The sequence below is a fragment of the Rhizobium atlanticum genome (assembly GCF_030182485.1).
Taxonomy (GTDB): domain Bacteria; phylum Pseudomonadota; class Alphaproteobacteria; order Rhizobiales; family Rhizobiaceae; genus Rhizobium.
In genome coordinates this window covers 15463-28470 of the sequence record NZ_JAQJCJ010000003.1, presented here as the reverse complement: position 1 = coordinate 28470, position 13008 = coordinate 15463, and the positions used below count along the sequence as shown (strand labels likewise).

Here is a 13008-nt window from a genome sequence, read left to right as displayed (position 1 = left end):
CCTGAGTTTTTCGAGCTTGCAGCCGGGATCATCAGATTCGCTCCCGGTGTGTGATGGCTATGTGCTTCAGTTCGGTGTGCGCTTCGATCGCATAGATCGACAGATCGCGGCCGATGCCGGACTGTTTGTAGCCGCCGAACGGCATCTCAGCCGCCGTCGGTCCGTGATCATTGATCCAGACGCTGCCGGCCTTGACCCGGCCAGCGGCGACGATCGCCCGCTCGATGTCGGACGTCCAGATCGAAGCGGCCAATCCGACCTCAAGGTCGTTTGCCTTGGCAATGGCGTCAGCCTCGTCTTCAAACGTGGTGACGGCTACAACAGGCCCGAAAATCTCCTTCTGGATGATCTCGGCGCCGTGCTCGACACCATCGACAACGGTCGGCGCGTAGAAGTAGCCGGGGCCGGCGATAGGTCCACCAGCGACGACGCGTCCCGATGCATTCTTAACGGCTCGATCGACGAATCCCGAGACGAATTCATGGTGTTTTGCAGACACCACGGGGCCCATGTCGATCCCGCGCTCAGCATACCCATTGCCGACCTTGATCCCCTTGGCCATCGATGCCAACGCCTCGACGACGTCCTTTTCGCGCTTTTTCGAGACGTAGACACGGCAGGCGGCTGTGCAGTCCTGACCGGAATTTCCGAAGGCCGCGCTTCTCAGCGTTGTCGCCAAGCGGTCGATATTCGCATCCTCGAAGACAATAACCGGCGCCTTGCCGCCGAGTTCGAGATGAACGACCTTGATGCTCTCAGCTGCGTCCCGCATCACGGAACGCCCGGTGTCCGTGCCACCGGTGAGCGAAACCATGGCAACATCCGGGTGCCGAACCAGATGCGTGCCGGTCGTGCTGCCGAAACCGGTGACAATGTTGACGACGCCCGGTGGAAAAAACTTCTGCGCTACTTCGCCCAGGAGAAGGGCAGTTAGCGGCGTCACCTGCGTGGGCTTCAAAACGACAGTGTTGCCGGCTGCCAACGCGGGGCCGATACGCCAGGCGGTCATGCCCATCGGGTAGTTCCAGGGAGCAATTGCGCCGACGACTCCGATTGGCTCGCGTCGCACCATGCTCGTGATGCCGGGTTTGTATTCACCCATGGCAGGCACCAGCATGGTCCGGCACGCACCAGCGAAGAAACGATATTTGTCTGCGGCAGAGGCCATCTCGGCGCGCGCCTTTTCGAGCGGCTTGCCAACGTCACGTGCTTCGAGTTCGGCAAACTCGTCGACGCGGGCCATGATTTCATCGGTAAACGCAAGCAACGCGGCGGCCCTGTCCTTGGGCGGCGTCGAGGACCAGGTTCCGAAGGCTTCCTTGGCGGCGGCTACGGCAGCATCCACCCCTTCTGGTCCGACATTCGGCACGCGAGCGATCACATTTCCAGTCGCCGGTTCGAAAACGTCGAAGTCGTTTCCCTTCGACCAGAAAGATCCGCCGATAAGCGGACGTAGTTCCCTGATTGTCATTTTTTCCTCCTGTTTAATCGCATGGAGCCGGTTGTGGTGGCTTGTCGCCGCTGGTTCTGGCGCTTCTCCGCGCGATCTCGGCGAAACCATGGTTCGTCGTGCTCGGCGGCTTGGTCGGTTCCCGGTATTCGGGAGTGCCAGATAGCTGGTCGTCATCCCGATATTAATTAACGCTCATTAATCCACGTATTCAGGCGGTAGTCAATGAATCTTTTTGAATTGCGTCATCAAACTGAGGTAATCGCAAATCTGCGTTCGCCGATTTAGAGCGCGAATGTTAACGGCGCCGATGGATACTCCACCGCCGCCGCGATTTCTCGTCAGAGCTGTCTGATTAGAGGGTAGGTATGACTTCCGGCGAAGTAGTCGCGGAACCAGCCTGCTTATATCCGCCCTTGCCGCTGGGAATGACGAGCATCCTCATAATCAGGTAATATGCGATACCGGAAACGACCACAGTCGGAATGCCGGCGCCCAGCGTGTGGGCCAGCGGATGCATCGCAGTCGTGACGGGATTGTACAGGTAGAGGTACAGCGCGACCGAAAGCACCGATATGATCACCGCGACCCAATTGACGCCGCCCCAGAACCAGTACTTGCTCGACGGATCACGCGAGAACAAATGTGCCGGTGCGAGCGTCTCTTTGCGAAGGATGAAGTAGTCGACAAAGGTAACGCCCGTGATGCCGACGAACATCACGCCGTTATAGGAAAGCCAACTCATGACGATCGAGAGAGTCCACTCGGTTCGAAATGCCACATAGACCCCGGGCAGCAGCATCAGAGCGATCAGGATATCCCAGCGAACGCGCGTCAGCGGTTTTATTTGTTGAATCGAAACCCCTGCCAGATAGAGCATGATCACCATCGTCGCGATGTTGGCCGCGAGAACGAAGGTCATGATCAGCGAACCCAATGCGGGGCCGGCGAGTTTGATCATCCAGATCGTCGGATCGGGCGTTCCCGCAGACAGAGCGGCAAAGGCGGCGACCATCGATATGAAGGCGGCGCCCAGCACGCCGACGCCGACGACGGACGGACCGACGATATGCGAACGGCGTTTCACCAATCGTGTTAGGCCACCCATAATGGGCCACCATGTCAGCGAGTTCGAGATGCCGAATTCGACTGCCAGCGCGAAACCCTGTCCTGGCGTGGACGCGAGGCGCTGATCCGCCGGAACCTGCAGCGTCCAGAGGCCGGCGCCATAATGATAGAGCAGGATGGCGAACATCACGACGGTCACCAGAATGTGGCCGGGCGCTATGTAGTTGCTGATGCGTTCGAACAACCATGGTCCTTTGCTCGCGACCAACCAGACGGCGAACATTGTGAACAGCGCCAAGCCGATTACCACGGGCTCGGCCGTCGCCACCTCCGATTGCTCCACTGTCTGCAAGACGTTGGCTGCTCCTCGGGCAGTCAACGCGACCACCACATATGTCCAGCCGACACAAGTTGCCAGCAATCCAAACAGTGGCAGGACAATGCCATAGGGACCGAAAGACGCCTTGGCCGCATCGATCGGCTCAACGCCATATTTGAAAGACGGCAAGCCCGACGCCAACACGACGACGGCCATTCCAATCAGCATCCCGGCCAGGTAACCGAGCACACCTACACGAACATCGCCAACATAGGGAAGGAACCCTCCAATGAGGAACGCCCAGGTCGCGGCGCTGAATGCCGTGCATGTCCAAAGAAACGAGCCGTAGCCGTTGTAGACTCGTTCGCTGCTGCGCAACGGAAGTCGCCCTGATAGAGCCTCCTCCGTGACTCTTGATTGGGTGAGTTTGATATCGCTGCTCATGGGTTCTCCTCCTTAACCGAAATAGAACAGTGTCGCGATCCAGATCGCGACCCCGAGAATTGCCCAACTCGTGGCTTCGACGAAGCAGGCGCGCGTCGGCGCGTAGCATTCGGAGTCGATATGCGGAGACTCTTCTAAGGATTGGATTCGTCTGGCGAGCTCCGCATCCAGAGCAACCTCGAACCCGCGGGCTTCGGGCAGGTGGGCCCGTTCCAATTCAATTGACATCGTCGTTCCCTTTTCTGGACGTTCCCGGCCGGTTGCCGGCTCTTTACTATTTGGCCCGCAGCAGCGGCGCCTCGTTCGCCATTAAACCCTTTTCCAACAAGAGCAGCAATGAATGAACGATCATTAATACTCCTCCCATAACGTCAATATGTCAAGCGCTTCCGTCGCGACCCATGCCGTTCTGAAAAGCCCACAAACGCAGTTGGATATGCTCTAAATGCGCCCGAAAAGTAATTCCGAGCGAGAAGCGAATTTTGACCATGTTCCTTTGACAGATCGGCATTGGTGACGCATTATATGAACAGCTATTCATGAGGATCAATATTGTGAACGAACTCGCACGCAACTATCAGGAGGCCGCTCCTGATGAGGCAGAGCGGCCGCCCCGTCGTAACAATCAGGCCAGCAAAGTGTCGGCGAGTCGGTCGGACACACGAGAGCGACTGCTCGGCGCAGCGATCGAACTTTTTGGGTCAAGGGGTTTTGACGCTACCTCCATGAAGGACATTGCAAACGAGGTCGGCATCAAGGCACCGGCCGTCTACAATCACTATAAGTCCAAGGAAGAACTTCTGGCCGGGGCCGTGACGGAAGCGCTAGGCGCCTTCAACGAAGCGATCGCAGCCGCCGATTCCGCCGGGGCCGCTCCACTTGAACGTCTGCAAAGCATCACTACCGCTCACATCCTCTACCAGATCAACCATTCTAGGATAGCGCAGGCCAACGATCGTCTCCTCGAGTCCGGTATTCTCAGCAAGCTGGATCCGAGTGTCAGACACAAGGTGAAGGGCATGATGAGAGAACATCTCGACCGGTTGACCAAGATCGTCGAGGCAATACCTTCGCCGGCGACAGGCTCGCCACCCGAGGCGCGGCTAACGGCCCTTGCAATCATCACGATGTGCGACAACGTGCTCAATTGGTATCGACCGAGCGGACCCTATACCCCAGAAAAGATCTGCAAACACTTCTATCATCTTGCGCAGAATATGCTTCTCGCTCGGGCAGGTGCGTTTGAGAGTTAGCAATCGACTTCGCGTTGCCCTCGACCGGCATTGATCTCGATGCCGTCGGGTGGATCGCTTTCACACTTGCGTCGCGTCTTGACTGAGCCGGTTGCGCCAATCGACTGGAGCGATCGCGATAAAGACGAGACTGTCTGCGCCGTCGTAAGCGAGTTCGGTGTCCTTCGGGATCCAGATCACATCGCCGGGGTGGAGAGTGTAAAGGATCAGGCCGACGCGAAGACGGAACTCGCCCTCGATACACGTGATGAGCTCATCATAGCGCACTGTCCAACGCACAGACCGACCGTTGAAGCGGGCGAGGTAGGCGCCCATCGTCTCACTTTCCTGGGGCCCGACGAGGCGCGCAATCGATGCCTCACCAGGCCCTTCACCATATTCCGCAAATTCAGTCGTATCCTTGCGGAATACCGTTGGTTCTTTATGCATGGCTTGTTCCTGCTGCTGTAGCCGAGAAGAGGCGGCGGCTCTCCTAGTGACCTTGCGCGGACGAGAGGTAGGCGGCGCGCACGGCACGTCTGTCAAGCTTTCCCGAGGCCGTGCGCGGAAGGTCGTTGCCGACGATAATCGTTTCCGGCACGGCATAGCCCGGAAGTTGCGTACGCAGGAAATCCAGGAGCGCCGGGACATTTACCTTTGTCTCTGGACGAGGCTCGAGCGCGGCGACGATGCTGTTCTGCAGCACTGGGTGAGGAATGCCAAATACCACAGCTTGAGCGACTTCGGGGATCTTTGCCATTGCCGCCTCGATAAAGGAGGGAAGAATCTTTTCCCCACCCCTGTTGATCACGTCATCCCGGCGGCCGACGTGATATAGAAGGCCAAGCTCGCGACGTTCCCCGAGATCGCCGGTTCGAAGCCAGTCGCCTTGGATTTTCTCGGCGGTGACGTCGGGGCGGCGCCAGTATTCGCGCATGCGCGTTTCGCCACGCACCCAAATCTCCCCCGGAACCCCGTCCGGCACATCTTGACCATTCTCATCCACCAGCCGCAACTCCACGCCTTTGGCCGGATAGCCGATCGAGTCGCCGTGGCTTAGGATGAATTCAGGCGGAAGAAGAGTGCAACACGACGTGAATTCGGTCAGGCCATAGCCATGCACCAACCGCAGGTTTGGCCAGCGCTGATGCATTTCCAAGGACCATGGCGCCGGCATCGGTGAACCGCCGAACAGAACCAACCGCGCCGGCCTGTAAATGGCCTCGGCACCTTCGGCTGTCATCATCATCCGCAAAACGCTCGGGACCGCCGTGACGAAGCTGACGGGACGGCGCTTGCATGCCTCAATGGCCCCTAGCGTCCGATATCGTGGCAGAAGATCGGAGCGGCCGCCGAGAAAGAGCATGGTGCAGAGTTGATCGACAAAGCCCGTATTGTGAAACAAGGGGGCAACAATCAACGTCGAGGGCGACGGGTCATCGCCTATTAGGTCAGCGAATACCTCCGCGTTCTGTCGCAGGGCCTTATGAGTGATGACTGCACCCTTGGGAACTCCTGTGGTGCCGGAGGTGAAGCTAATCAAAGCGTCTTCCGACGTCTCTGGCAGGGCAGGGAGTTCCGTGGCTGTTTCAAGCGAGAAGAAGGACCTGCCGGCAGAGCCGGTGATCGAGAACAGGTCGACACCGGCGCATTCCTTAAACATGCCCAAATGGAGGTCGTCCGCGAGGACGATACGTGTCCCGAGTATCTCTAGCAATTCGCCGACTTGCGCGGGTGCCAGCCGATTGTTCATTGGCACGGAGATTGCGCCGATGCGCATCGTCGCCAGATAGCATACGACCCACTGCCAGCTATTGTTACCCACAAGGACCACCCGGTCCTGCCTTTGTACACCGAGAGAGACCAGCCGCCTGGACGCAGCTTCCACTACGGAAGCCAATGACGCATACGAAATCTCCGTATCCCCGTCGGTGACTGCGACAGCGTCGGGCGTGCGCTGGCCCCAGTCGAGCAAGGCATGAAGAATCGTCCGGTTACGGTAAGCCACTGACTTCTCTCCTGATTCGAAGTAAATCCGATCGCTGGTCGGATTGAGAGATCGTCGCTTCCAGACCGCTGGCCCGTTCGGCTAAGCGGTCCTGCGATCGATGCTACCACACAACGCGTGTCGAGACCGCGCCTTTGCGGGAGGCGACACCGTGTCAGTGTCGCCTCAGCGGTTCACAGCCGCAGCGTCATAAGATCGCGATACTCATCGGCGGTCATCAGATCGCGGCCAAGTGCAGCCGCTATTCCGGAAATCTGCTGGAATACCTCGACGTTCGACTGAATCTTGTCGTCACGGTGAGGCCACTTCCAAACCGTGTCTTCCATGCCGACGCGCACATGAACGCCCAGCAGGATTGCGAGGGTCGCAAGATAACTGCTGGTACGACCGCCGGTGCAGGCGATGATGGTAGAGTCTGCGTCGATGTGGCGGATGAGCCGAACGAGCCGAAGGAAGCCGTCGACCATCGTTTCGGGCGAGTACATCGGGCTGCAGCCCGGAAGACCGGGCAGAACCAGCCAGTTCAAAGGGCCCTGAATGAGGCCACTGTCGATCAGGTATCGGCGGGCGTTGTCGATGTCGGCATCGGAGTAAACTGCTATCTGCGGCGTGAGGCCGGCGTCGAGGGCGCGCTTGGTTTTCTCAATGATTGTCGCTGGAGATTTGACGAAGTGATTGTCGCCGAGAATGAGGGCCGTCGTGTTGACCGGCACGCCCTCCATAAGGCCGAGCTTCATCATTTCGGCCATCATTCGCTCTTCATCCGCGTTCACTGCAACGAGGCAGGCGTCCAGTGCGACATGCTGATGGTTGGTGCGCAGATGCGTAAGCGTTTCGCGGAAAAGACCAGTGTCGAGCACGTTGTAGCCGCGTTCGTCTCTCGCGTGAATATGGATGATCTGCGCTCCTGCGGCGATGCATTCCTCAGCGGAGCGGATGATCTCCTCAGGCGTAATCGCCTGGTTGGGGTTCTCGTTCTTCGTATAGAAGGCGCCATTGATCGCGGTCGACAGGATGAGCTTGGACGGAGCCTCCCATTTTGGCATCGGCTCGGCGTCCGAAAAGGCGGTTCGGTCGATCGACATAATCGACGGGAAACCGAAGACTTTCCAATTCGCCTGAGCTCCCTCCCGGGATACCCATTTGTTTACCTGCTCCCAATTTACCGTGTTCGGCCTGCGTGACATTACAACCTCCCTTGCAGCAATATGAATGAACGTTAATGCATATTGATCATTCTGTAAAGCCTTTGTCCGACGAATCACAAGTCACAAATAGCTGGCCTCCAAAAAGGGCACGCTACTCTTGACGAACGAGCAAATTGGGTGCTTGATGAATTAACGTTCATTCTTTCGGAGGCGGCGATGAGTCCAAACGTCATGCTCGTAGGCGCAGGCCACATGGGAAGGAGTGCCCTCGCAATCCTTGCGCGGTCGCTGCCGAGCGCAAGCTTTGTCGTCGTCGACCGGTCAGCAGAAAGCCTGCGTCTGGGTGAAGCGATCGCCCCTGAAAGAATAGCAAGCCGCAAAGTTGATATTTCGAGTGACGGCCTCGACGCATCGGACATGGACCTTGTGGTGAACTTGGCCGGCCCGTTTTTTCTCGGCTCAGATGGGGCGGCGCGCGCTGCAATCGCCGCAGGTGCGGCTTACATTGATGTGGGGGACGATGCCGAATGCACGACCACAATCCTCGCTCTGGACGAGTTGGCCAAATCCAAAAACGTGCCGGTGATAACCGGCGCCGGACTCTCGCCGGGCGTGTCAAATTGGCTTGCCTGCAGCTTGCTTGAAAGTCACCCGGAGCTCGATGGCGTCAAGATTGTCTGGATCACGCGCGAGCCGGATCCGGGTGGTCTCGCCGTATTGCGGCACATGTTGCACATGGCGGTAGCGCCCTGTCCGACGTGGCGCAACGGCCATATGGAATTCACCAAGGGCTTTGTTCCGGAAACCGCCGAAAGCTTCGATGTCCCGCCGCCTTTCCATCGGATTGAGGCCTACGACACTGCCCATCCGGAGCCAGTCACGTTGGGTCGCTTTCGTCCCGGCCTTTCGCTGGTTCAGTGCAAGGGCTCGCTCTTCCCGAACTGGGCGAATGCCGCCTTCTCGACACTCGGACGAATAGGTTTCGGCCACTCAGGAATGTCCGTTGAAATCGACGGCAAGGATGTACAGCCGATCGAGGTTTTGTGGAAGTTGCTCTGGAAGCGACATGAATTGAAGCCAAGCGCGCAACGAATTTCGGCGACCCAGGTCAACGTCATCGGCACGCGAGGGAACAAGGCGATCGTTATGAAGTCGATCACGGATGCGGGAGACATGAGCCGTGGCACGGGGCTCGGCATCTCCGCCGCGGCGCTATCACTTCTTGAGGGCGGTGTTCCAGCGGGAGCCAACGGAGTGGAGGCGATCCCCTATCAGAGTGGCATCGACCGTTTCCTGCGCCTTGCCAGCGACGCGGAGTGTTTCGCCGACGGCGTCGTGACCACTCGCTTCTGAATATTGCGCTCGGCTCGGGCACGAGCACACGCGCTGAGTAGCCCTCGGGGCAACTGTCATGCGATGGGCCGGGTGAGGCGATGCACGCCATGCAGGCCAAAGCAATGGTTAAGGGAGAGCCATGAACAAGACCTATCCAACAGCTGAGGCCGCACTTGCCGGTGTCCTTTTCGATGGAATGACGATTGCGTCGGGCGGCTTTGGGCTGTGCGGCATCCCCGAACTCTTGATTACCGCGATAAGGGACGCCGGAACGAAGAACATAACCATCGCCTCCAACAATTGCGGCGTCGATGATTTCGGACTCGGTATTCTTCTGAAAACGAGGCAGATCAGCAAGATGATCTCGTCCTACGTCGGTGAGAACGCTGAGTTCATGCGGCAATATCTGAGCGGGGAGTTGGAGCTCGAGTTCAATCCGCAAGGCACTCTTGCCGAGCGCATGCGCGCCGGTGGCGCAGGCATTCCCGCTTTCTACACCCCCACTGGCGTGGGCACAGTGATCGCCGAAGGCAAAGAGCATAAGGAATTCGACGGCAGGACCTTTGTCCTCGAACGTGCGATCGTCGCAGACGTTTCCATCGTGAAGGCCTGGAAGGCCGACCCCGCAGGCAATCTGCTGTTCCGAAAGACGGCGCGCAACTTCAATCCCCCTGCTGCCACATGCGGAAAGATTTGCGTTGCGGAGGTTGAGGAGATTGTCCCTCTAGGCTCGCTCGATCCTGACCACATTCACCTTCCGGGAATCTATGTTCATCGCCTGATACAAGGGCAGCACGTGAAACAGGTCGAGCAACGAACGGTTCGTAAACGGGAGGCTCAATAAATGGCTTGGGACCGCAATCAGATGGCCGCCCGCGCAGCGCTGGAACTACAGGACGGCTGGTATGTAAATCTTGGCATTGGCATTCCGACCCTCGTATCGAACTATATTCCGGACGGGGTCAAAGTCACCTTGCAATCTGAAAACGGGATGCTCGGCATGGGCCCTTTCCCCTATGAAGGTGAGGAAGACCCGGATCTCATCAACGCCGGGAAACAGACGATCACGGAACTACCGCAGACGGCCTACTTCGATAGCGCGACTTCCTTTGCAATGATCCGTGGTGGAAAGATCGCAATGGCTATCCTCGGCGCGATGGAGGTGTCCGAGGAAGGAGATCTCGCCAACTGGATGATCCCCGGTAAGCTTGTGAAGGGGATGGGCGGGGCTATGGATCTAGTCGCCGGGGTTGGACGTGTGGTTGTCCTCATGGAGCATACGAACAAAGCAGGCGAATCGAAGATTCTGAAGAAATGCAGTCTACCCTTGACTGGAAAGGGCGTAGCGAACCGGGTCATCACCAATCTCTGCGTATTTGATGTGGTCCCAGGCGGATTGAAGGTAGTGGAATTGGCGCCGGGAACTTCAGAGAGTGATGTTCTGGCAGCGACCGAGGCCCGTATCGTCAGCTGAGTATTGTAGCCTTCTCATGAGCGCGGCGGACGGCGTGTTGCTAGGATGTTCATGTTCTTGGCCAAAAAGATCGCATAATGGATCGACTGGAAGTGGCTGTCTGCCGACGAACGGAAAAAGTCACCGATTGCCAAACACATAGCTATTCAGGCGAGGGATCTCCGGTTCGATTCCTTTCAACTGCAAGACTCTCATCTTCGGCCTGCAGTTGGCTAAAGGCGGCCAGTCTAACCGCTTGTTTTTGCGTCGCACGCAATTGCGGAGCTCCATCATAGTTTAGTAGGTCCCTACTGAAGGCACATCTCACTTCTGGGATTACGCAAGATTCCAGCGCGCACAATTTTGCTTTACAAATGTCCTAAAGTCTGTGAAGTTGTGCGCAAGTTTACAGGATGGGACGAATGCTTTGAGCCAGACACGTTTTGCCACACGACTGAATTCCTTCGCCTCTGGTGCGCACCTCGCCTGGCCGGGGCAGCCCGGAAAGCCTTCAGTGATGCAGATGGCGGCGCGCGCGGCGCGCGTCAACGGCTTGACCGACCTCGATCTCAACTATCCCGATCACGTAAGTGAGAATCCAGCTGAGTTGTCACGCAAGCTTGGCGATCTCGGCCTGCAGATCAATGGCTTCGCCATGCGATACTACACCAATCCGGATTTTAGGCTGGGCGCGTTCACCCATCCAGAAAAGGCTGTCCGCCGTGAGGCGATTGATCTGACGAAGAAGGGCATTGACGCCGCACGTGAAGCCGGCTCGAAGCTGATGACCATCTGGCTCGGACAGGATGGCTTCGACTACGCCTTCCAGGCCGATTACGCGGCGACGTGGCAACACGAAATCGACGGGATCCGTGAAGTTTGCCAGCACGACCTGGATTGCCTGATCTCCATCGAATATAAGCCGAATGAGCCGCGCTCCTACAGCCTCATGCCGGATGCGGCAACGACGCTGCTCGCTATCAAGGAGGTTGGCGCCGAGAACCTCGGAGTGACGCTCGACTTCGCCCATGTCCTGTATGCCGACGAACAGCCCGCCTTTGCGGCCGCGCTGATCGCGCGCCACAGCCGGATTCTCGGCGTCCATCTGAACGATGGATATGCGAAGCGCGATGACGGGCTGATGGTCGGTGCGGTGCATACGCTCCAGACCGTCGAGTTGCTCCGCCAGATCCGCCGGGACGGCTATGACGGCGCGATCTACTTCGACACGTTCCCCGATCTGACCGGCCTCGACCCGGTTCGCGAATGCGAGGTCAACATCAAGACCGTCCAACGGATGTTGAAGGTCGTCGACCGCCTCGAGCAGGACAATCGCCTTTCGAGTGCGATTGACCGACAGGACGCCGTTTCCACGCAGGCCATTGTACAGGAGTTGATGTTCGGCGCGGATCACTGAACCAACTTAACCCTCCGGGAGGATTTCCATGAATAGACTGATCGCCGCGGCTCTCGCCGCCACCCTTTGTGCTGGCATCGCGACAGCCCAGGAGCTGAAGCCGCTCAACTCGGACGCCGAGCCGGACCGCATGGATTGGTCCGACCTCGAAGCCAAGCTTGGCGCATTGCCGAAACTGCCGGAAGGTCTGAAAGTCGGCGGAGTCTCCAAGACTCTGACCAATGAATATTGGCGCTCGCTCGGCGAGGGTTATCAGAAGTTCGCGGACAAGCTCGGTGTGAGCGTCGCCTATCAGGCGGCCCAGAGCGAAGGCGACCAGCTCGGCCAGCTGACAATCGCCGAAGGCATGGTCACTCAGGGTTACAATGTCCTACTCGTGTCTCCGCAGACGGACGCCAATCTCCAGCCCGTCGTGGAACAGGCCAAGGCGGCCAATGTCCCGGTCGTGAATGTCAACGACGCCGTGATCCCGCAAGCGGAGCACTATGTCGGCAATGTACAGCGTGACAATGGCGTCCGAGTAGCTAAGTGGTTCATCGAAAACCGCCCGAATGGCGGCAAGGTCGCGATCATCGAGGGCCAGGCGGGTGTTTATGCTGCTGTGCAGCGCACCGACGGCTTCAAGAGCACGATCGAGAAGGGCGGCAAGTTCACCGTGGTGGCCAGCGTTCCCGGCAACTGGGATCGCCAGATGTCTTATGACGCGGCGACCACAATCCTGCAGCAGCATCCCGACCTCGTCGGCTTCTATTGCAACAACGACGGCATGGCGCTCGGAGTCGTCGAGGCTGTCAAGGCCGCTGGCCTGCAGGACAAGGTGGTGGTCTTCGGCACCGACGGCATCTCCGACGCCTACAAGTCGATCGCCGCCGGCGAGCTCACGGGCACTGTCGACAGTTTCCCGGTTCTGACGGGCGAGGTCGCGATGGAAGTCGCGCTCCGCCTCGTCGCCGGCCAGAAGCTGCCGCGCGTTGTCGCGACGCCGCAGGCCCTGATCACCAAAGAGAATATCAACGACTTCCAGGGCGAGGGTGTCGACGTGCGCTCGGTATTGATGAAGGCCGCAGGCAAATAAACACCACCCAAGACGGTCGGCCGGTGCTCTGCCGGTCGTCCCCACTTTCAAAGGTTTCG

The 13008-nt window shown here is 58.4% G+C and carries 12 protein-coding genes; 6 read left to right on the top strand and 6 right to left on the bottom strand.

The window, feature by feature from the left end; all coding sequences use genetic code 11:
- Window positions 1-31 precede the first annotated feature (31 nt).
- The 3 genes from PH551_RS05375 to PH551_RS05365 all read right to left on the bottom strand — a co-directional run bounded on the left by PH551_RS05375 (window position 32) and on the right by PH551_RS05365 (window position 3509).
- The gene (locus PH551_RS05375; protein ID WP_184469878.1) at window positions 32-1471 is read right to left on the bottom strand and encodes an aldehyde dehydrogenase family protein; all 1440 of its coding nucleotides are present in this window, start codon (window positions 1469-1471) and stop codon (window positions 32-34) included.
- Window positions 1472-1805: 334 nt separating this feature from the next.
- Window positions 1806-3281: a cytosine permease gene (locus PH551_RS05370; protein WP_285192156.1), complete on the bottom strand. Its 1476-nt coding sequence runs from the start codon at window positions 3279-3281 to the stop codon at window positions 1806-1808.
- A 12-nt stretch (window positions 3282-3293) separates the two neighbouring features.
- On the bottom strand, window positions 3294-3509 hold the full coding sequence (locus PH551_RS05365; RefSeq protein ID WP_086156681.1) for a hypothetical protein: 216 nt from the start codon (window positions 3507-3509) through the stop codon (window positions 3294-3296).
- Window positions 3510-3835: 326 nt separating this feature from the next.
- Here PH551_RS05365 and PH551_RS05360 point away from each other — a divergent pair, with 326 nt between their 5' ends.
- Window positions 3836-4534: a TetR/AcrR family transcriptional regulator gene (locus tag PH551_RS05360; protein ID WP_285192155.1), complete on the top strand. Its 699-nt coding sequence runs from the start codon at window positions 3836-3838 to the stop codon at window positions 4532-4534.
- A 60-nt stretch (window positions 4535-4594) separates the two neighbouring features.
- Here the strand turns inward: PH551_RS05360 and PH551_RS05355 are convergent, their stop codons facing one another.
- The 3 genes from PH551_RS05355 to PH551_RS05345 form a co-directional block, all read right to left on the bottom strand.
- Window positions 4595-4963, bottom strand: coding sequence for a cupin domain-containing protein (locus PH551_RS05355; protein WP_285192154.1), 369 nt, complete (start codon window positions 4961-4963; stop codon window positions 4595-4597).
- A 43-nt stretch (window positions 4964-5006) separates the two neighbouring features.
- The gene (locus PH551_RS05350; RefSeq protein WP_285192153.1) at window positions 5007-6521 is read right to left on the bottom strand and encodes a class I adenylate-forming enzyme family protein; all 1515 of its coding nucleotides are present in this window, start codon (window positions 6519-6521) and stop codon (window positions 5007-5009) included.
- 173 nt (window positions 6522-6694) lie between these two features.
- Window positions 6695-7708: a beta-keto acid cleavage family enzyme gene (locus PH551_RS05345; RefSeq protein WP_285192152.1), complete on the bottom strand. Its 1014-nt coding sequence runs from the start codon at window positions 7706-7708 to the stop codon at window positions 6695-6697.
- A gap of 138 nt (window positions 7709-7846) precedes the next feature.
- On the opposite strand from PH551_RS05345, the gene PH551_RS05340 reads away from it, so the two are divergent.
- The 5 genes from PH551_RS05340 (at window position 7847) to PH551_RS05320 (ending at window position 12949) form a co-directional block, all read left to right on the top strand.
- Window positions 7847-9022: a saccharopine dehydrogenase family protein gene (locus tag PH551_RS05340; protein WP_285192151.1), complete on the top strand. Its 1176-nt coding sequence runs from the start codon at window positions 7847-7849 to the stop codon at window positions 9020-9022.
- Between the two features lie 121 nt (window positions 9023-9143).
- Window positions 9144-9848 (top strand): CoA transferase subunit A, encoded by a 705-nt coding sequence (locus tag PH551_RS05335; RefSeq protein ID WP_285192150.1) that lies wholly within the window; start codon window positions 9144-9146, stop codon window positions 9846-9848.
- The gene (locus PH551_RS05330) at window positions 9849-10478 is read left to right on the top strand and encodes a CoA transferase subunit B (RefSeq protein WP_184469889.1); all 630 of its coding nucleotides are present in this window, start codon (window positions 9849-9851) and stop codon (window positions 10476-10478) included.
- Window positions 10479-10884: 406 nt separating this feature from the next.
- On the top strand, window positions 10885-11874 hold the full coding sequence (locus tag PH551_RS05325) for a sugar phosphate isomerase/epimerase family protein (protein ID WP_285192149.1): 990 nt from the start codon (window positions 10885-10887) through the stop codon (window positions 11872-11874).
- Between the two features lie 28 nt (window positions 11875-11902).
- Window positions 11903-12949 carry a sugar ABC transporter substrate-binding protein gene (locus tag PH551_RS05320; protein WP_285192148.1) on the top strand — a complete coding sequence of 349 codons (1047 nt, stop codon included), beginning with the start codon at window positions 11903-11905 and terminating at the stop codon, window positions 12947-12949.
- Window positions 12950-13008 lie beyond the last annotated feature (59 nt).

Coding starts and splice junctions, on each gene's coding strand:
- PH551_RS05375 (WP_184469878.1), bottom strand. CDS start 1,471: ATGACAATCAGGGAACTACGTCCGCTTATCGGCGGATCTTTCTGGTCG.
- PH551_RS05370 (WP_285192156.1), bottom strand. CDS start 3,281: ATGAGCAGCGATATCAAACTCACCCAATCAAGAGTCACGGAGGAGGCT.
- PH551_RS05365 (WP_086156681.1), bottom strand. CDS start 3,509: ATGTCAATTGAATTGGAACGGGCCCACCTGCCCGAAGCCCGCGGGTTC.
- PH551_RS05355 (WP_285192154.1), bottom strand. CDS start 4,963: ATGCATAAAGAACCAACGGTATTCCGCAAGGATACGACTGAATTTGCG.
- PH551_RS05345 (WP_285192152.1), bottom strand. CDS start 7,708: ATGTCACGCAGGCCGAACACGGTAAATTGGGAGCAGGTAAACAAATGG.
- PH551_RS05335 (WP_285192150.1), top strand. CDS start 9,144: ATGAACAAGACCTATCCAACAGCTGAGGCCGCACTTGCCGGTGTCCTT.
- PH551_RS05330 (WP_184469889.1), top strand. CDS start 9,849: ATGGCTTGGGACCGCAATCAGATGGCCGCCCGCGCAGCGCTGGAACTA.
- PH551_RS05320 (WP_285192148.1), top strand. CDS start 11,903: ATGAATAGACTGATCGCCGCGGCTCTCGCCGCCACCCTTTGTGCTGGC.